Source organism: Rhizobium sp. P1_E1, from assembly GCF_056406015.1.
On sequence record NZ_JBFUAY010000009.1, the window covers coordinates 1 to 18,584 of the forward strand.

Below are 18,584 nucleotides of genomic sequence, written 5' to 3' on the forward strand. Positions count from 1 at the left end.
TCCGCATATCGGGCTGTCGACGGTCACCTATCTGTTCGACGGCGAGATCCGCCATCGCGACAGCCTCGGCACCGAAAAGGTCATCCGTCCCGGCGATATCAACCTGATGACGGCCGGCCGCGGCATCGTGCATTCCGAGCGCACCCCGGACAATCTGCGCGGCCATCCGCTGCTGATGTCGGGGCTGCAGACCTGGCTGGCGCTGCCCGACGACAAGGAGGAGATCGATCCTTCCTTCGCCCACACGGAAAAGTCCGCCATGCCGCTGATCGAGACAGCAGGCGTGCGCGGGCGCGTGGTCATCGGCTCGTTCGAAGGCATGACATCGCCCGTCGGCGTTTTCTCCGACACGCTCTATGTCGATCTCGACCTGCAGCCGGGCGCCAAATTTCCCTTCGGCGCGGGCCACGAGGAGCGCGCCGTCTATGTGCTGTCGGGCGAGGTCGTCATATCAGGCGACCGTTTCGCTGCCGACCAGCTGCTGGTCTTCCGGCCGGGCGATGCGATCACGCTGGAAGCCGGCCGCGATGGCTGTCACCTGATGCTCTTCGGAGGGGCAGCGCTCAATTCGAAACGTTATATCTGGTGGAATTTCGTGTCCTCCTCGAAGGAGCGGATCGAACAGGCCAAGGAGGAATGGCGCACCGGCCGGTTCGATATCGTTCCCGGTGACGAAGAGGAATTCGTGCCTTTGCCGGAAGGCTGAACGACACGAAATGAACGAAATAGACCAGGATATCCGCCTAAAACCGCTCACACTTTCCGGCACCATGCTCTAAGGTGAAAAGCTTCGGTTCCTGAAATGCACTTGTTTTGCCGCAATCTAATCGAATAAAGCGGAACAAGGAAAAGCAAGAAAGAGCGCCCGCCCGTGACACAACTGCCGAAGACCCCCCTGCTCGACCAGGTCATCTATCCCGCCGACCTGCGCAAGCTCGAGGATCGCGACCTGCCGCAGCTTGCCCGCGAAGTCCGGGACGAAATGATCGATGCGGTGTCGCGCACCGGCGGCCATCTGGGCGCCGGTCTCGGCGTCGTCGAATTGACGATCGCCATCCACAGCGTCTTCGACACACCTGATGATCGGCTGATCTTCGATGTCGGCCATCAATGTTATCCGCACAAGATACTCACCGGCCGGCGTGACCGCATCCGAACGCTGCGCCAGGAAGACGGGCTGTCCGGCTTCACCCGCCGGGCGGAGAGCGAATACGATCCCTTCGGCGCCGCGCATTCCTCGACCTCGATCTCGGCCGGCCTCGGCATGGCGATTGCCGCCGACCTCGACAATTCAGACCGCCGCGTCATCGCCGTCATCGGCGACGGAGCGATGTCGGCCGGCATGGCCTATGAGGCGCTGAACAATGCCGGCGCCCTCGACGCCCGCCTCATCGTCATCCTCAACGACAACGATATGTCGATCGCGCCGCCGACGGGCGCAATGAGCGCCTATCTCGCCCGCCTCGCCTCGGGGCGCACCTATATGGGCTTCCGTGACTTCGGCAAGAAGCTGACGGCCTATCTCGGCAAGAACATCGACCGGGCGATCACCCGCGCCGTCGAGCATGCGCGCGGCTACGTCACCGGCGGCACGATGTTCGAGGAGATGGGCTTCTACCATATCGGCCCGATCGACGGGCATTCCTTCGACCACTTGCTGCCTGTGTTGCGCAATGTGCGCGACAATGGGCGTGGGCCAGTGCTGATCCACGTCGTCACCCAGAAGGGCAAGGGCTATCCGCCGGCGGAAGCCGCGGCCGACAAATATCACGGTGTCAACAAGTTCGACGTCATCACCGGCGCCCAGGCAAGGGTCAAGCCGAATGCGCCGAGCTATACCAGCGTCTTTGCCGAAGCGCTGGTGCAGGAAGCCGCCCTTGACGACAAGATCGTCGGCATCACCGCCGCCATGCCTAATGGTACCGGCCTCGACAAGCTCGCCGAGGCCTTTCCGTCGCGCTGTTTCGACGTCGGTATTGCCGAACAGCATGCCGTCACTTTCGCCGCCGGCCTTGCGGCGGAAGGCTACAAGCCCTTCGCCGCCCTCTATTCCACGTTCCTGCAGCGCGCCTACGACCAGGTCGTGCACGACGTGGCGATCCAGGGACTGCCGGTGCGTTTCCCGATCGACCGTGCCGGCTTCGTCGGCGCCGACGGACCGACCCATGCCGGCTCCTTCGACACCGCCTTCCTCACCACCCTGCCTGGCTTCGTGGTGATGGCAGCGGCCGACGAGGCCGAACTCAAGCATATGGTGCGCACGGCTGTCGCCTATGATGGCGGGCCGATCTCGTTCCGCTATCCGCGCGGCGAAGGTGTCGGCGTCGACATGCCGGCGCGCGGCGAAATCCTGCAGATCGGCAAGGGCCGCATCGTCAAGGAAGGCACCAAGGTGGCGCTGCTCTCCTTCGGCACCCGGCTTGCCGATTGTCTGCTGGCCGCCGAGGATCTCGATGCTGCGGGGCTTTCGACGACGGTCGCCGATGCACGTTTCGCCAAGCCGCTCGACCACGACCTGATCCGCCAGCTTGCCCGCCACCACGAGATGGTGATCACCGTCGAGGAAGGCTCGATCGGCGGTTTCGGCAGCCATGTGATGCATTTCCTTGCCACCGAAGGCCTGCTCGACAACGGCCTGAAGCTGCGCTCGCTCGTCATGCCCGACATCTGGATGGAACAGGCCAAGCCCGAAGCCATGAACGCCCACGCCGGCCTCGACCGCGCCGGCATCGTCTCGACGGTGTTCAGGGCGCTGGGACGCGGTGTTGCGGTGGGGGTTGCGGGATAAGATTATGTGAGGGCGTGCCGTGTGGCCCCCCTCATCCGCCGCCAAGCACGGCCGCTCAATAAAAAAGGGCGGCGCATCACTGCACCGCCCTCTTCATTTAACGTCCCTGCGAAGGGCCCTCTCAGAACTCCGTCCATTCCTCCTGAACGGTAGCCGTAGCAGCTGCCTGTCTTCCGCCGAAAGCCTTGGCGACGGTGCGGGTCAGGGCGTGGGCCGGTGAGGCGACCGGCCGCGAGCTCGTGCCAGCGACGGCAGCGCGCGGCGCCGGGGCCGCCTGGCCGAGCTTGAACTGGCGCAGCAGCTCGTCGAGGGCGTTTGCCTCCTGGGCGAGCGCATGGCTGGCCGCGGTCTGCTCCTCGACCATGGCCGCGTTCTGCTGCGTACCCTGGTCCATGTTGTTGACGGCGGTGTTGATCTCCTGCAGGCCGATCGACTGTTCGCGGGTGGCGGTGACGATGGCGTTGACGTGGTGGTTGATCTCCTGCACCTCGGAGACGATGACCTCCAGCGCCTTGCCGGTCTCGCCGACGAGGCCGACACCGGCAACGACCTGTTCGCCCGATGTGGTGATCAGCGCCTTGATCTCCTTGGCCGCCTTGGCCGAGCGCTGGGCGAGCTCGCGCACTTCCTGGGCGACGACGGCAAAGCCCTTGCCGGCATCGCCGGCACGCGCCGCTTCGACGCCTGCGTTCAGCGCCAGCAGGTTGGTCTGGAAGGCGATGTCATCGATGACGCCGATGATGTTGGAGATTTCGCCCGAGGACTTCTCGATCTGCTGCATGGCAGAGACCGCCTTGCGGACGACCTCGCCTGATTTCTCGGCGCCGAGGCGGGTGCGCTCGACGAGATTGCCGACATCCTCGGCGCGCTTGGCGCTGTCGCGGACGGTCGTCGTCACTTCTTCGAGGGCTGCGGCGGTCTGTTCGACGGCGGCAGCCTGCTGCTCGGTGCGGTGGGCAAGATCGTCGGCGGCCGAGCGGATTTCGCCGGCGCCGGCATTGATCGCCGAAGCGTTGCGGCCGACCGATTGCAGCGCCGCCTGCAGCTTTTCGACGGCATGGTTGAAGTCATTGCGCAGGCTGTCATATTGCGAGGCGAACGGCGTCTGGATACGACCGGCCATATCGCCATTGGCAAGCTCGGCAAGGCCGCCCGCCAAGGCGTCGATGGCATAGCGGATCTCGCCTTCCTCGCGCGCCTTCTGCTCGTCGCCTGCCCGGCGCTGGCGCTCGGCGTCGTCGCGCATGCGGTCGGTCTCGCCGGCAAGGCGCAGCTTCTCGATCGCCGCCTGCTTGAAGACCAGGACCGACTGGGCCATGCGGCCGATTTCGTCGCCGCGCTCGACAGCCGGGACTTCGATGTCGTTCTGACCGCCGGCAAGGCGATCCATGGCCGCAGTCATGCCGACCACCGGCCGGACGATGGTGCGCGACATCAGCCAGGCGAGAACGGCAGCCGCAAGCGAGGCGAGGATGCCGCCGGCAAGCAGCGTCGTCTTCAGATCGCTGTTGGCATCGGCCCGGATGGCGGCAAGCGCGTTCGACTTTTCACGCGCGGTGGCCTTGATCTTGGCCGAGGCCTGGCGGAACCCGTCGAGCTGGCCCTTGGTGGCGTTGACGCCGATCTTGACGACCTCTTCGATCGGCATGTCGGTTTCCTTGCGCGCCTTGGTCTGCGGCTCGGCAAGTTCATGGAAATAGAGGTCGGCGGCTTTCTGCATGCCGTCGATCATCTCGACCAGCTGCGGCTCGCCCGTCGCCGTCTGCTTGGCGGCCGCAATCGCCTTCAGCATGCGCTCGCGGTTGGCGAAGACATCGCCATAGGTGCTGTCACTGCGGAAGAGGATGAAGCCACGCAGGTTGACCGCCTGCTCGAGCATCGCCTGCAGCGCATCATCGATCTGGTTGACGAGCAGCTCGGACTTTTCCTGCTCGGCAGAAGCGGCCGCGGACGCCGTCGCCTTGGAATAAACGAAAGCTGATATGGCGACGAAAATGAGAATGAGGGCTGCGAACGTGGCCGCAAGTTTACCGTTCAAGGATATGTTTTTGGCGGACATCGGTGATTTCTCCTGACGACAGTCGACGCGGCGAGAGGCAGGTCGCGCGAGACGCAACCGCCGGGATGTTTGAACCTGAGAACATGATCGGCGTCGAAACGCTTGCGCCTTCATGGCGCCGAGCAGTTCAGATGAACCGCTGCAATCAGGCCGAACCTATATGGGCAGGCTTTAAATTTGTTTAAATTTGTGCACCGCAACAGCGGCAGAGCCTGCGGATTATTGTGCCGTTTCGGGAGGATTGAGGATCAGGATGTCGAAATCCCTAGTGGGATCGAAATCCTCTGATGTCATCCGGAAGGTCGTCGGGCCGATCTTCTGAACGTTGCTGCCGCAGAAGCTGATGAGGCTGCCGGGCTTGCCCTTGTCGATCGTCAGCTGAAAGCGCTTGATCGGCCCCGCCCAGTTGGCGCCCGTCGACAGCACATAGGAGATCCAGCTTTCGGTATAGTTTGCGCCTCCCGCCTCGGCTTCCCGAGCACGCTGCTGGGCAACCCGGACGAAATCTCCGTCGAGGCAATATTTGCGCGAATATTCCTCGAAACGATCACCCTTCGGCTCGCCACCTTCGAGAAAGCTGATGGCGACGGTGCCGCCGACGGCCGGCTTGTAGCGATGCTCGACGCTGACCTTTTTCTTTGCCGGGAAGGTGGTGCGCCACCAATAGGTCGAGCGCAGCGTCCAGAGCGGCACGAGGTCGACCCCAGCGGCATCGCCTGCGCCCATGGGATAGACGAGGCCACGGGAGATCCAGTCCTTGCGGACGGTTTCGGGAAGCTTGGCAAGCGCCACGGTCGTCTTCTGGCTATAGGGCAGGACGGGAATGCCCAGCTTGGCGAACTCGTCGGTCACGTCGATGCCGAGCGAAACGACGCGTTGCTGCAGCTTGGCGGTGATTGGCTTGCCATCCTGCACGGTGGAAAAATGCAGGAAATTGTTGCTGTCATAATCGGAGATGGCGGAATTGTTGTCGACCTGGCCTGATATGTCCGGCATCGGAAAGGCGACCAGGCTTTCGACATCCTTGTCGGAGCTATTCTCGAAGATATAGTCGACACGCACTTCCGAAGCGGAGATGAAGAGATCCTCTTGCGCCATGCTGACATCATCGGATTGGGCAAAGATCAGCCCGCCGGTCTTGACCTCGGCCATGGTGTCGTTCGCGAGCGCGGGCGATGCGATCACTGCCGCGACAATCAGAGTGAAGAGCTTCAGCATGGAACACCCCCGTGTCTGCGGCCTGCCCCGCGATCGCCGCGGCAGGATTATCGCCGAAAGCTTTTGAGGGTCAATGACGGTCTTGGGAACAAAATGCTTGCAACCGGCGGCTTTGCCGGTCATGCACAGCCGATGTCAGATCAAAACACCCAACGCCTCGACCAGCTTCTCGTCTCTCTCGGCCTCTTTGCCAGCCGTTCACGCGCCCGCGACGCCGTGCAGCGCGGCACCGTCAGGATCGGCGGCCAGGTGGTCACCAAGGCCGGCGCGCTGTTCAGCGCCGACGCGGCAATCGAGATCGACGATCCGGCGCAGGATTATGTCTCTCGCGCCGCACTGAAGCTTGCCGCAGCCCTCGACCATTTCCGGCTCGATCCTGCCGGCCATTACTGTCTCGATGTCGGTGCCTCCACCGGCGGCTTCACCGAGGTGCTGCTGCTGCGGGGTGCCCAGCATGTTACCGCGATCGATGTCGGCCATGGGCAGATGCATCCGCGCATATCGGGCGATCCGCGGGTGACGAACAGGGAAGGCCTCAACGCCCGAAACCTGACGGCAGAGGATATCGGCCATCCCGCAACCTTCATCGTTTCCGACGTCTCCTTCATCACACTGAAGCTGGCGCTCGCGCCAGCTCTTGAGATCGCCGAACCGGGCGGTGTCGCCATCTTGCTGGTCAAGCCGCAGTTCGAGGCCGGGCGCGAGGCGATCGGCAAGGGCGGGATGCTGAAGGACCCCTCGTCTGCTCCCGCCGTCGCTGCGGAACTGGAGCGGTGGTTCATCGAGGACATGGGCTGGAAAAGCCTCGGCCTCATCCCCTCCCCGATTTCCGGCGGTGACGGCAATCAGGAATTCCTTCTGGCAGGATTGAAACCGTGAGCACCGAAACCGTCACGATCGAGAAGCTCGGCGCCCAGGGCGACGGCATCGCCAGTAGCGCCAGCGGACCTGTTTATGTGCCCTTTTCCCTGCCCGGGGAAACGGTGGCGATTGCCCGGGTCAAGAGCCAGGGCACGATCATGTCGATCACAACGCCCTCGCCCGACCGGCAGGAGCCGCCCTGCCGGCATTTCGGCCCGGATGGCGTCAACGGCACCTGCGGCGGCTGCACGCTGCAGCATATGGCAGACGCGCCCTACCGCGCCTTCAAGCGCCAGCTGGTCATCGACGCGCTGAAATCGAAGGGGCTGACACCCGAGGTCGGCGAGATCGTTCCGGCCCGGCCGGGCGAGCGGCGGCGCGTGGTGTTTGCGGCGCGCAAGACCGAGAAGGACATGCTTGTTGGATTCAACCAGGCCGAAAGCCACCATATCGTCGCCATCGAGGAATGTCCGATCTCGTCGGCAGGGATTATCGCCCGGCTGCCGGCGATCAGGGCGATTGCAGCTTCGCTGGCGACCAGCGCCGAACCCTTCCGCGTCGCGGTGCTCGAAACGCTTTCCGGCCTCGACATCTCCGTCGACGAGGTGAAGAAACTCTCCGACCCGCAGCGGCGCAAGGCAATCGAGACCGCGCTTGGCCTGCGCGGCATCGCCCGTGTTTCGCTAAACGGCGAAATCCTCGTCGAGCCGTCGAAGCCGATGGTCGAATTCGGCGGCGTCCAGGTTTCACCGCCGCCGGGCAGTTTTACCCAGGCGACCAAGCCGGCGGAAGAGGCGATGGCGGAGCTGGTCATTGCCCATGCCGGCAAGGCGAAGCGGATCGCCGATCTCTTTGCCGGCTCCGGCACGTTTTCACTGCGGCTGGCGCGGATCGGCCGCGTGCACGCCGTCGAAGCCGAAGCAAAGGCGCTCGCAGCACTCGATCATGCCGCCCGCAACACGCAAGGACTGAAGCCGGTCACCGTCGAAAAGCGCGATCTCTTTCGCCGTCCTTTGATGACGCAGGAGTTCAAGCCCTATGACGCCGTCGTCTTCGATCCGCCGAGGGCGGGTGCCGAGTTCCAGTGCCAGGAGCTTGCCCGTTCGGCGGTGAAGAAGATCGTGGCCGTCAGCTGCAATCCGCTGACGCTGGCGCGGGATCTCGCGATCCTCGTCGAGGGCGGCTACCGGATCACGCAAGTGACGCCGATCGACCAGTTCCTCTGGACCTCGCATGTCGAGGTGGTGGCGACGCTGGAGAAATAGGCGTGCCTGTCGGAAAGGCCAAAAGACGCAACCCCTACTATCACGGCCCGGTGTCCGATCACTTCGACGGCACACATTTCTTCAATCCCGACGGTATCGAGCCCCTTGGTTTCCGCGATCTGCTGCGGTGGCAATTCGGCGGTGGCCGTGAGCGCTGGCCGCAGTCGGTCCCAAGTCCATACCCGGCGGCCAAGCCGGATCCATGCGTCGACGGCGAGGATCTAAGGGTGACCATGGTTGGTCATGCAACAATGCTCGTGCAGGTCGCTGGGCTCAATATCCTCACCGACCCGGTGTGGTCGGAGCGCGTAAGTCCCTTCGCTTTTGCCGGACCCAAGCGCGTCGTCCAACCGGGCATCGCGTTCGATGATTTGCCGCCAATTGATCTCGTGCTGGTATCGCACAATCATTATGATCATCTCGATATCGCGACGCTCAGGCGGTTGGGCGCGAAGCATCAGCCGCGTGTCGTGACGCCACTCGGCAATGACACGATCATTCGCCGTGCCGTGCCCGATATACAGACGACATCGATGGACTGGGGCGAGCGCATTTCGCACGCCGGAATAAGCATTGATGCGGAGCCTGCACACCATTGGTCCGCGCGCGGAGCCGCCGATCGCCGGATGGCACTCTGGGCGTCGTTCGTTTTGTCGACTCCAGCCGGAAAAATTTATCACGTCGGAGATACGGGCTTTCACAACGGCATCAATTACAAAGCGGCACAGCAGAAGCATGGCGGCTTTCGTTTGGCCATTTTACCCTTCGGCGCATATGAGCCGCGCTGGTTCATGAAAGGGCAGCACCAGAATCCGCAGGAAGCGGTGATCGGGATGAAGTTGGCAAATGCGGCCTATGTGGCCGGGCATCACTTCGCCACGTTCCAACTGACGAATGAGGCGGTCGACGCGCCGGCAAGAGCGTTGAAAGACGCAATGAGCGAGCATGATATTCCCCCGGAACGGTTCCGGCCGCTCAGGGCCGGCGAGGTATTCAATGTGCCGGCGGTCTAATCGGTATCCGTGTGCTCCCGGACTGGTGTTGGTGTCGGCCTGCTTGCCATCGATACTTCGGAAACGACCGAGATCGCCGTTCAGCGGCGCATGAAAGCTTCGAAGGCAGCCCGGGCCTCGGCGCTTTTCAGCCGCGCGGAGAAATGGCGGGCCTCCTCGTCGATGCGGGCGATGATCTCGCCGCGGTCGCCGCGAATGAGGTCGCGGGCGATGCGTAGCGCCTCCGGCGGCTTGGCGGCGAGCTTTGCGGCGAGGCCAAGCGTCAGTGAATCGACCTCTCCACTTTCAACGACCTTCCAGACCAGGCCGGCTTCCTTCGCTTCTGCAGCCGAGAATGCTTCGCCGGCGGCAAGCATGGCGAAGGCGCGCTGATGTCCCATCAGGCGCGGCGCGACGAGGCTGGAACCTGCCTCCGGCACCAGCGCCAGATCGACGAAGGGGGTGCGGAACTGGCTGCGGCTGGAGGCGATGGTCAGATCGCAATGGAGATGGATCGTCGTGCCGATGCCGACCGCCAGACCGTCGACGCCGGAGACGACGGGTTTTTCGGCATTCACCAGCGCATAGAGGAAATCGAGGATCTCCTGCTCCAGACCGCGGCCGCCCATTGCGGCAGCCAGAAAATCGTTCAGGTCGTTGCCGGCCGAGAAGCAGCCTTCGGTGCCGAGCAAAGCGGTGGCACGGATGTCGGGGCTTGTGTTGGCCGCATTCAGAGCATCGGCCATTATGCGATACATGGCGCGGGTGATGGCGTTCTTCTTTTCCGGCCGATTGAAGCGGATGGACTGGACGCCGGGATAGGCGGAAGGCTGCTCGACGATGATGTAATCGGTCATAAGGTCTCCTCAGGCAAGCAGGATGCGGGCGGCGGCAAGGCTTGCCGCACCATTGACGACCCGGTCGCGAAGGGCTGCGGTTTCGGCGAGCAGGTTTTCGGCGGCGAAGCGGCAGAGCGCGATACGGTTTTCGGCCGCGCCATCGGCACTTTCGGCAAGCCCGCCCTTGGCGAGGTAACAGCCGGTGAGCACGAGGCCGAACAGCCGCTGATAGGGCGTGGCACCCGAGAGCGCCTCGGCGGTGCTGTTCTCGGCAAGCGTCTTCATCAGCCAGGCGGTCGCCTGCTCGAGATCGGCGATCGCAGCATCGAGCCTCGCAGCGGTTTCGCCGAAACCGTCGAGATTGGAGCGGCGGACGCCATCGGCGATCTCGCTGAGCTCGGCGATGAAGCCCTTCACCTGATCGCCGCCGGAGAGCGGCAGCTTGCGGGTGACGAGGTCGATCGCCTGGATACCATTGGTGCCCTCATAGATCGGGGCGATACGGGCATCGCGGAGATAACGCGCCGCACCCGTCTCCTCGATGAAGCCCATGCCGCCATGCACCTGAATGCCGAGCGAGGCGACGTCGACGCCGGCATCGGTCGAAAAGGATTTGGCGATCGGCGTCAGCAAAGCGGCGCGCTCCTGCCATTGGCGGCTGGCGTCACCTGCCCGGTGCGACATGTCGATCGCATGGGCGCAGGCATAGGAGATGGCGCGCGCCCCTTGGGTCAGCGCCTTCATGGTGAGGAGCATGCGGGCGACATCGGGATGTTCGACGATCGGGCTCATGCCGGCGCCGCTTGCGCCCGGCGCCCTGCCCTGGGTGCGTTCCCTGGCATAGGCGAGCGCCTTCTGGGTGGCGGCCTCCGCGATCGCCACGCCCTGCATGCCGACGGCGAGGCGGGCATTGTTCATCATCGTGAACATGCAGGCCAGCCCCTTGTTCTCCTCGCCGACCAGCCAGCCGACAGCGCCTTTTTCACCGCCGAATTTTCCGTCACCGTAGATCATCGTGCAGGTCGGCGAACCATGGATGCCGAGCTTGTGCTCCAGCGAGTGGCAGAACAGATCGTTGCGGGGCCCAAGCGAACCGTCGTCATTCACCAGGAATTTCGGCACCAGGAAGAGCGAGATGCCGCGGGTGCCGGCCGGCGCATCCGGCAGGCGGGCCAGCACCAGATGGATGATATTGTCGGCCGCGTCATGCTCGCCCCAGGTGATGAAGATCTTCTGGCCGAAGAGGCGGTAGTTGCCGTCGTCGCTCCGCTCGGCGCGGGCCTTCAGAGCGCCGAGATCGGAGCCGGCATGCGGTTCGGTCAGGTTCATGGTGCCGGTCCATTCGCCGGAGACCATTTTTTCCAGATATTTGTGCTTCAGCGCGGCACTGCCATGGGCGCTGACGGCCTCGATGGCGCCCATCGTCAGCGTCGGGGCAAGCGCGAAGGCCATGGAACCGGAATTCCACATTTCAAGCGCCGCGACATTCAGCATATGCGGCAAAGCCTGGCCGCCGAAGGCCTCCGGCGCCGTCAGGCCGTTCCAGCCGCCGGCGATCCAGTGGCGATAGAGATCGCGCCAACCATCCGGCAGCCTGACCTCGCCATCGATCAGACGGGCGCCCTGGCGGTCGCCGATTTCGGCGAGAGGCGCCACTTCCTCTGTGGCAAAGCGTCCCGCCTCGGCCAGTATGGCGTCGACCAGATCTTCGCCGAGATCGCCGAGCAGCCCTTTTGACATCGCCTCGCCCATGCCCGCTACGTGCTTCAACGTGAACGCGATTTCCTCGACGGGCGCCTTGTACATGGTTTTTCCTCCACAGACCGGCCTGCACTTGGGCAAGCCCCTCCGAGGCAAGGGCTAATTGATTTTTACGTAAACGTCAATTTCGATTTCCTCAGCCGCCATGCGATAAATCACCTGACATGGCGCTTTGCTCTTGCACCTTTGGACAAATGGACGTCATGAACAATCTCTAAGGGAAGACATCGCCTTCGCAAAGGACCGGCGAACAATGGATACATTGCCCGTCAACATACCCGGTTTCGTCTGGGCCTATCGCTTTTCGCCCGAAGAAAAGACCGCGGTGCGACTGAACAATAGTGCGACGGTGGCGGAACTGACCGCCGACAACTGTTTCTACTGGCTGCACCTCAACCTTGTCGACGCCCGCGTGCCGGCCTTGCTCGATACGCTGGACGGACTGACAGAGGACGCGAAATCGGCGCTGACGACGCGTGATACGCATGCAGCCATCACCGTCGACGAGCAGATGCTCTATGGGACGCTCGTCGATTGCCAGCGCGATTTTGCCCAGGATACCAACAATCTCGGCTGGCTGCATTTCGCCATGTCCGACCGCTTCCTCATCACCACGCGGCTACAGCCGCTGCGCAGCGTCGAACGGGCGCGGGCGCTGATCGAGAAAAACCCGGGCAAATTCTCCCGGCCGGTCGATCTCTTCGAACTGCTGGTGATCGAGTTCCAGCGCACGCTGATCGCAATCGTCATCGAACTCACCGAAGAGCTGAACCAGATCGAGGATATCGTCTACGACAGTGCGCAGCGCGACGAGCGCCGGCGCCTGGCGCCGGTCCGGCGAACCGTGGTCAGGCTGCATCGGCACCTGCGCACCGTGCTGGCGCTGATGCGCCGGGCGGCGGCGGCCGACGACGACGAGATGCCCTTCGGCTTCGACGATGTGGCGCGGCGGCTGACGAGCCGGCTGGAAACGGTCGACCACGATATCTATGCGCTGCAGGACAGGGCACGCCTGCTGCACGAAGAAATCGATTCGAAACAATCCTCCGAAACCAACCGCCACCTCTATCTGCTGTCGATCATGACGGCCTTCCTGCTGCCGCCGACGCTGGTGACGGGTTTCTTCGGCATGAACACTGCAAACCTGCCCTTCGCCGTCGGCGACTACGGCACCGAATACGCCGTTGCCCTCATCGTCGCCTCCATCGCCTTTGCCTGGTGGCTGCTGAGACGTGTGGATATTCTTTGAACGCGAAACGCCCGGCATGACTGCCGGGCGTCTGGCTCTCATCTTAGCTCGATATCACGACATGCCAACCGCTACGCGGTTTGGGGTGATGTTAGTAGGGCGAATAGCACTGCTGACGCGGGCCGTTATAGGGCTGGAAGGTGTTGTCGTAGGCGCGATAAGACCGGTAGCGGTTTGCGCACCAGGCGACGTGGCTCGAACCCATGCGGGGCGCCGGGTCGACGTAACGCGGCTGCGCGACAATCGCGCCGCCGATCACTGCGCCGGCGCCGAAGGCGGCAAGCGGATACCAGTAGCCGTTATAATGGCGATATCCCGGGCGGTAATAGGAATATCCGCGATAGCCGCCATAATAGCCGGGCCGGTAGTAGGCGCCGGGACGATAGCCAGGCCGGTAATAGGCGCCCGGACGATAGCCGGGGCGATAATAGCGGCGGTACTGGACATTCTCGACTGCGGAGGATTTTTCCACCTGCGGGGCGGTGGGCATCTGGATTGCCTGCGACGGCGCAAAGCCCGTCAGGACCACGGCGGCAGCCAGAACTGCGGTCGCGATCTTGTTTCTCAGCCCGATCATTGCTTCAACTCCCATACAACAGCGATCACCGCCTGCCTAGCAACGCCTTTTCGCCTGAATGGTTCCAGAAGCAGCCGGGGCCGGCTACTCTCCCTTTTAGATCAGCTGAACTGAACCGGACATTAACCGGTGCGGCAAAGCGCTATCAGGCAACGACGGAGAACTTCGCCTGGTCACCCTGCAGGCGGTTCACCATGAAGTTCGAATACCATTCGAGGAACTGCATGACGCCGCCCTCGTGCAAGGCGGAATAGGGGCCGGGCTCATAGGCGGGTGAGTGAATGCCGAAGGCGTTTTCCTCGACGATGCGGCGATCCTGATCGTTGGTCTCGGTCCAGACGTGGGTCAGTTCCTCGAGATTGTAATCCACGCCTTCGACGGCATCCTTGTGGACGAGCCACTTGGTCGTCACCGCCGTCTCGTTGGCGCTGAGCGGCAGCACGCGGAAGGAGATGGCGTGGTCACCGAGCAGATGGTTCCACGTCGTCGGGTAGTGGAAGAGCAACATGGTGCCGATATGGCTGATCGAGATATCTTCGGAGAGCTGACGCTGGACGGCGCGCTTGCCCGACATGGTGTAGCTCTCGGCATCTTCGATCAGCGGCATGCGGGCAGTGCGGAACTGACCGTCCGGCGAAATCTGAAACTTGCTCGGCAGGCCGGCAGCCTCGCAGCGCGCCCAATGGCCGGCGATCTCAGGATCGTCAGCGCCGCCATCCGTGCCGGTGACACTCGGCGCTTCGGGATAGGTGCGGCAGAGTTCGGGGTGATTGGCGGCGCAGTGATAACACTCGCGGTTGTTTTCCCAGACAAGCTTCCAGTTGCCCTTCTCGATGATCGTGCTCTGGAAGGCGACCTTGCTCTCACTGATCCGGTGCGGCGCGACATAGGGTTCGATCTTGTCGCGCACCGGCTGGAAATCCGGGGCGGTGTTGGCAAGGCAGATGAAGACATAGCCTGCGACGGTTTCGCAATGGACGGGTTTCAGGTTGAAGCCGGTCTTGTCGAAATCATCGCCCATGTGGCGGGCAAAGGCGAGCTTGCCTTCGAGATCATAGGTCCACTGATGGTAGGGGCAGACAAGACGCACGGAGGAGCCGTGCTCCTTGGTGCAGACGCGTGAGCCGCGATGGCGACAGCTGTTGTGGAAGGCGCGGATGATATTGTCGCGGCCGCGGACGATGACGACGGGATAGTTGCCGATCTGGACGGTGAAATAGGCGCCCGGCTTCGGCAGCTCGCAATCATGGCCGATGAACAGCCAGTCGCGATAATAGATCATCTCCATGTCGAGCTGGAAATAATCCTCGTCGATATAGAACGGCTGTTCGAGGCTGAAGCCCTCACGGCGGCTCTTGAGCTGACGCAAAACGTTGCTGCGAATATCCATCTTCATGTCCTCGTGCACCCGGTTGCCACCCTCGCGTGGGAAGGCCGGCGGAAGCGCGCCCGCTTCCTTCTCCTTCGGGAGAATTGTTCATGGCGCCATTTAATCACCGAGCATGGCTGCCGCTTGGTTGTAATGCGACATCGGCTTCGACATTGACGACAGGATGCGGCAAGCCACAAGCTGCCCATCCCGGTCGATGACATTGCCCGACTCTCCCGGCAATTATCGTCAATTGCGACATGGCGTAAAGACCCGTTGCGCAAAGAGGTCGGCTGCCTGGTATCGATGTCAGTCGCGTTTGCGACATCTCCCGGCATTTGCCTTTCAGCTAGCCGGCTGGCATGGCGATTTTTTAACATCGCCTTAAGCATACCGTCCTATCCTGCTGCTGATTCAGACCGACCGAAGAACGCGAACCATGGCCAAACTCCGTTATTTCGACGCGAAAGAAGCAAGTAAACTGCAAGAGCCGCAGCTGATTGCCGCGCATTCCGAATTCTTGCGCACTGGTCGCATCCCCCGCGAGCGGCGGCACTGGCTGGCCGAGGAAAAACGCTATTTCACCCATGATGAGGTCGCGGCAAAGACCGGCCGCAAGCTGCAGGTCGCCGGCGAGAAGACGCATCAGCACATCAACGGCTTTCACCACTCGATCCAGTTTCCGAAGATGATCTTCCACCGGACGCTGGAGGACAGCCCGCATCTCGGTTATTGCCACGTCACCGCCGCGCGGACGAAATTTGCCCATTACGAAGAGGTCAGCTGGGCCTTCTACATCTCCAATTTCTATTCCGACATCGGCGAGAACGATAATTTCTTCGAGCGCATCGATGTCGGTTATTCCCGCATGTATTTCGCCGTCGCGATCAAACCCGGCGAGAATTCCGCCGAAAAGATGACCATCGACCGGTCGGTGCGCGGCAACGGCCTGCTCTTCCGCACCCATGATCCGCAGGCTGCGATCCGCAACATCCTCTTGCTCGGCGCCCGCAACGAACAGCTGCGCGAAATCATCCGGCAGCTCTAAAGCGATTGATCGCCGGCGGCGGAAAGCCTAATGACTGCCGACCTACAGCGCCGTGCGTCTTTCCAGACGCGCAAAGGACGCTGTGGCACTTTGGATTGCTGGGCAGAACATGGCACGCACGATCGACATAAGGACCGACAGGCAAGCAGCGCTCGAGGCGGCCTCAGCCGCTCTTGCCGACGGCTTTGCCATCGCTATCCCGACTGAGACCGTCTACGGCCTGGCAGCCGACGCCACCAATCCCGCAGCCATCACCCGTATCTACGAGACAAAGGGGCGGCCGCGCTTCAACCCGCTGATCTGCCATATGGCCGACCTCGCCATGGCCGAAGAGCATGCCGAATTCGACCCGGTCTCACGGGCGCTCGCCAGAGCCTTCTGGCCCGGCCCGCTGACCCTCGTGCTGCCGCTGAAGCCTCAGAGCTCGATCCATTCGCTGGCGACCGCCGGGCTCGACAGCGTCGGCATCCGTGTGCCGAAGGGTTTCGCAGGCGCGTTGATCGGCGCCTTCGGACGGCCGCTCGCAGCCCCCAGCGCCAACACCTCGGGCGGGGTAAGCGCCACGAGTGCCACCCATGTCGAAGCCGATCTCGGGGCCAGGATCCCATTGATCCTCGATGCGGGTCCAAGCGCTGTCGGCGTCGAATCGACGATCGTCAAGGCAGAGAGCGGCCGCCTGAGGCTGCTTCGGCCGGGTGGACTGGCGGCGCGCGAGATCGAGCGCGTCGCAGGCCAACCGCTGCTGCGGGCGAAAACGGCATCGGCGGCAATCGAGGCGCCAGGCATGCTCGCCTCGCATTACGCGCCGGGCGCTTCCGTGCGCCTCAATGCGACGGCGGTGGAACCCGGCGAGGCACTGATTGCCTTCGGCAGCGCTGCGGTCTCCGGCGCAAACAGTGCACGGATCGTGCTTGATCTCAGCCCGCGCGGCGACCTGGCAGAGGCGGCGGCCAATCTCTTCGACTACATGAAGCGGGCCGATGCCAGCGGCGCTCAGAGCATCGCCTTTTCGCCGATTCCCGAAGAGGGGCTGGGCGAAGCGATCAACGACCGGCTGCAGCGGGCGGCGGCACCCCGCGACTGAAAAGACTGCGCATGACGATGGAGGACCGAGCCCGAATGAGCAATTCCAGCATTTCCACCGAACTCCTCAACCGCTTCGCCGCAATCGTCGGCGAAAAATACGCGCTTCGCAGCGAAGCCGATCTTGCGCCGCATCTGATCGAAAACCGCGGGCTCTATCACGGCTCCTCCCCTCTCCTCTTGAAACCCGGCTCGGTCGAGGAAGTCTCTGATATCATGAAGCTTGCGACGGAGACCGGAACGGCGATCGTGCCGCAGACCGGCAATACCGGTCTCGTCGGCGGCCAGACGCCGCGTCAGGGCAAGTCCGATATCATCCTGTCGCTCGAGCGCATGAACAAGATCCGTGATGTCGATCCGGTGGCCAACGTGCTGGTGGCCGATGGCGGCGCCATCCTGGCCGAGGTGCAGAAGGCAGCCGAGGCGCATGGGCGGTTGTTTCCGCTGTCGCTCGGCTCGGAGGGTTCCTGCCGCATCGGCGGCAATCTTTCCACCAATGCCGGCGGCACCGCCGTGCTTGCCTATGGCAATATGCGCCAGCTCTGCCTCGGCCTCGAAGTGGTGCTGCCGACCGGCGAGATCTGGGACGGCTTACGCCGCCTGAAGAAGGACAATACCGGCTATGATCTGCGCGATCTCTTCATCGGCGCCGAGGGCACGCTTGGCATCATCACCGGCGCGGTGCTGAAGCTCTTTCCTAAGCCGCTCGGCCATCAGGTGGCCTTCGCCGGCCTGAATTCGGTGGTGGATGCGCTTGCTCTGTTCAACCTGGCCTCCAGCCTCTGCGGCGCCTCGCTCACCGGTTTCGAGCTGATGCCGCGTTTCGGTGTCGAGATCACCACCCGCCACATCGACGGCGTGCGCGATCCGCTGGACGCGGCCTATCCCTGGTACGTGCTGATCGACATTTCGACCTCGGATTCGGCCGAGACGGCGGAGCGGATGATGAATGGCGTGCTGGAACAGGGCTTCGAGGCCGGGCTGGTGCTGGATGCCGCGATCGCCGCATCCGTGGCCCAGCAGAAAGCGATCTGGCACATGCGCGAGAGCATGTCGGATGCTCAGAAGCCGGAAGGCGGGTCGATCAAGCACGATGTTTCCGTGCCGGTATCGAACATCCCGCATTTCATGGCCGAGGCTGAAGAAGCTGTGATGGCGGCGATGCCGGGCGCCCGAATCTGCGCCTTCGGCCATATGGGCGACGGCAATATTCATTATAATATTTCCCAGCCGGTTGGCGCCGACAAGACCGCCTTCATCGCCCGCTGGCGCGAAATGAACCATATCGTGCATGGGCTGGTGCTGGCGCATGGCGGTTCGATCTCGGCCGAGCACGGCATCGGCCAGCTGAAGCGCGACGAGTTGGCGACGATTCGGCCGGCGATCGAAATCGAGCTGATGCGCCGTATCAAGCGCGCCTTCGATCCCGCCAATATCATGAACCCGGAAAAGGTTGTCAGCCTCGATCCTTGAGG

At 63.0% G+C, this 18,584-nt stretch carries 15 protein-coding genes; 9 read left to right on the forward strand and 6 right to left on the reverse strand.

Annotation, left to right across the window (positions count from 1 at the left end; translation table 11 throughout):
• On the forward strand, nucleotides 1-706 hold a 706-nt coding region (locus tag AC1D1Z_RS05790; protein WP_477849793.1), incomplete at its 5' end, for a pirin family protein.
• Nucleotides 707-871: 165 nt separating this feature from the next.
• A complete protein-coding gene (gene dxs, locus AC1D1Z_RS05795) occupies nucleotides 872-2,788 on the forward strand; it encodes a 1-deoxy-D-xylulose-5-phosphate synthase (RefSeq protein ID WP_477849795.1) in 1,917 nt (638 codons plus the stop codon).
• A gap of 121 nt (nucleotides 2,789-2,909) precedes the next feature.
• On the opposite strand, the gene AC1D1Z_RS05800 is transcribed toward dxs, so the two are convergent.
• Nucleotides 2,910-4,847: a methyl-accepting chemotaxis protein gene (locus AC1D1Z_RS05800; protein WP_028734891.1), complete on the reverse strand. Its 1,938-nt coding sequence runs from the start codon at nucleotides 4,845-4,847 to the stop codon at nucleotides 2,910-2,912.
• Nucleotides 4,848-5,066: 219 nt separating this feature from the next.
• Complete coding sequence (locus AC1D1Z_RS05805; protein WP_477849797.1) at nucleotides 5,067-6,065, reverse strand: DUF4424 domain-containing protein; 999 nt, start codon at nucleotides 6,063-6,065, stop codon at nucleotides 5,067-5,069.
• Between the two features lie 93 nt (nucleotides 6,066-6,158).
• Between AC1D1Z_RS05805 and AC1D1Z_RS05810 the strand changes: the two genes are divergently transcribed.
• From AC1D1Z_RS05810 to AC1D1Z_RS05820, 3 genes are read left to right on the forward strand one after another with little or no spacing between them, the layout of a single operon-like run.
• Complete coding sequence (locus tag AC1D1Z_RS05810; RefSeq protein WP_477849799.1) at nucleotides 6,159-6,944, forward strand: TlyA family RNA methyltransferase; 786 nt, start codon at nucleotides 6,159-6,161, stop codon at nucleotides 6,942-6,944.
• Nucleotides 6,941-8,191: a class I SAM-dependent RNA methyltransferase gene (locus tag AC1D1Z_RS05815; RefSeq protein WP_447013235.1), complete on the forward strand. Its 1,251-nt coding sequence runs from the start codon at nucleotides 6,941-6,943 to the stop codon at nucleotides 8,189-8,191. Before AC1D1Z_RS05810 ends, AC1D1Z_RS05815 begins: the two co-directional genes overlap by 4 nt.
• Before the next feature lie 2 nt (nucleotides 8,192-8,193).
• Nucleotides 8,194-9,204: an MBL fold metallo-hydrolase gene (locus AC1D1Z_RS05820; RefSeq protein ID WP_477849802.1), complete on the forward strand. Its 1,011-nt coding sequence runs from the start codon at nucleotides 8,194-8,196 to the stop codon at nucleotides 9,202-9,204.
• Between the two features lie 80 nt (nucleotides 9,205-9,284).
• Here AC1D1Z_RS05820 and AC1D1Z_RS05825 read toward each other — a convergent pair whose 3' ends face one another.
• Together AC1D1Z_RS05825 and AC1D1Z_RS05830 are read right to left on the reverse strand one after the other, a co-directional pair.
• Complete coding sequence (locus AC1D1Z_RS05825) at nucleotides 9,285-10,040, reverse strand: crotonase/enoyl-CoA hydratase family protein (protein WP_446962885.1); 756 nt, start codon at nucleotides 10,038-10,040, stop codon at nucleotides 9,285-9,287.
• Nucleotides 10,041-10,049: 9 nt separating this feature from the next.
• Complete coding sequence (locus AC1D1Z_RS05830; protein ID WP_477849804.1) at nucleotides 10,050-11,828, reverse strand: acyl-CoA dehydrogenase; 1,779 nt, start codon at nucleotides 11,826-11,828, stop codon at nucleotides 10,050-10,052.
• Nucleotides 11,829-12,036: 208 nt separating this feature from the next.
• On the opposite strand from AC1D1Z_RS05830, the gene AC1D1Z_RS05835 reads away from it, so the two are divergent.
• Nucleotides 12,037-13,032, forward strand: a complete 996-nt coding sequence (locus AC1D1Z_RS05835) for a transporter (protein ID WP_003556974.1) — start codon at nucleotides 12,037-12,039, stop codon at nucleotides 13,030-13,032.
• Nucleotides 13,033-13,123: 91 nt separating this feature from the next.
• Here AC1D1Z_RS05835 and AC1D1Z_RS05840 read toward each other — a convergent pair whose 3' ends face one another.
• Both AC1D1Z_RS05840 and AC1D1Z_RS05845 read right to left on the reverse strand, forming a co-directional pair.
• The gene (locus AC1D1Z_RS05840; protein WP_018245044.1) at nucleotides 13,124-13,609 is read right to left on the reverse strand and encodes a BA14K family protein; all 486 of its coding nucleotides are present in this window, start codon (nucleotides 13,607-13,609) and stop codon (nucleotides 13,124-13,126) included.
• Between the two features lie 145 nt (nucleotides 13,610-13,754).
• Nucleotides 13,755-14,999: an aromatic ring-hydroxylating oxygenase subunit alpha gene (locus AC1D1Z_RS05845; RefSeq protein WP_047622120.1), complete on the reverse strand. Its 1,245-nt coding sequence runs from the start codon at nucleotides 14,997-14,999 to the stop codon at nucleotides 13,755-13,757.
• 418 nt (nucleotides 15,000-15,417) lie between these two features.
• Between AC1D1Z_RS05845 and AC1D1Z_RS05850 the strand changes: the two genes are divergently transcribed.
• The 3 genes from AC1D1Z_RS05850 (at nucleotide 15,418) to AC1D1Z_RS05860 (ending at nucleotide 18,582) form a co-directional block, all read left to right on the forward strand.
• On the forward strand, nucleotides 15,418-16,026 hold the full coding sequence (locus AC1D1Z_RS05850) for a DUF6656 family protein (RefSeq protein WP_018245042.1): 609 nt from the start codon (nucleotides 15,418-15,420) through the stop codon (nucleotides 16,024-16,026).
• A gap of 109 nt (nucleotides 16,027-16,135) precedes the next feature.
• Nucleotides 16,136-17,110 carry an L-threonylcarbamoyladenylate synthase gene (locus AC1D1Z_RS05855; protein WP_446982205.1) on the forward strand — a complete coding sequence of 325 codons (975 nt, stop codon included), beginning with the start codon at nucleotides 16,136-16,138 and terminating at the stop codon, nucleotides 17,108-17,110.
• Between the two features lie 35 nt (nucleotides 17,111-17,145).
• A complete protein-coding gene (locus AC1D1Z_RS05860) occupies nucleotides 17,146-18,582 on the forward strand; it encodes an FAD-binding oxidoreductase (RefSeq protein ID WP_446982204.1) in 1,437 nt (478 codons plus the stop codon).
• The last annotated feature ends 2 nt before the right edge of the window (nucleotides 18,583-18,584 follow it).

Coding starts and splice junctions, on each gene's coding strand:
- AC1D1Z_RS05810 (WP_477849799.1), top strand. CDS start 6,159: ATGCTTGCAACCGGCGGCTTTGCCGGTCATGCACAGCCGATGTCAGAT.
- AC1D1Z_RS05835 (WP_003556974.1), top strand. CDS start 12,037: ATGGATACATTGCCCGTCAACATACCCGGTTTCGTCTGGGCCTATCGC.
- AC1D1Z_RS05850 (WP_018245042.1), top strand. CDS start 15,418: ATGGCCAAACTCCGTTATTTCGACGCGAAAGAAGCAAGTAAACTGCAA.
- AC1D1Z_RS05825 (WP_446962885.1), bottom strand. CDS start 10,040: ATGACCGATTACATCATCGTCGAGCAGCCTTCCGCCTATCCCGGCGTC.
- AC1D1Z_RS05855 (WP_446982205.1), top strand. CDS start 16,136: ATGGCACGCACGATCGACATAAGGACCGACAGGCAAGCAGCGCTCGAG.
- AC1D1Z_RS05845 (WP_047622120.1), bottom strand. CDS start 14,999: ATGGATATTCGCAGCAACGTTTTGCGTCAGCTCAAGAGCCGCCGTGAG.
- AC1D1Z_RS05840 (WP_018245044.1), bottom strand. CDS start 13,609: ATGATCGGGCTGAGAAACAAGATCGCGACCGCAGTTCTGGCTGCCGCC.
- AC1D1Z_RS05830 (WP_477849804.1), bottom strand. CDS start 11,828: ATGTACAAGGCGCCCGTCGAGGAAATCGCGTTCACGTTGAAGCACGTA.
- AC1D1Z_RS05805 (WP_477849797.1), bottom strand. CDS start 6,065: ATGCTGAAGCTCTTCACTCTGATTGTCGCGGCAGTGATCGCATCGCCC.
- AC1D1Z_RS05860 (WP_446982204.1), top strand. CDS start 17,146: ATGAGCAATTCCAGCATTTCCACCGAACTCCTCAACCGCTTCGCCGCA.
- AC1D1Z_RS05800 (WP_028734891.1), bottom strand. CDS start 4,847: ATGTCCGCCAAAAACATATCCTTGAACGGTAAACTTGCGGCCACGTTC.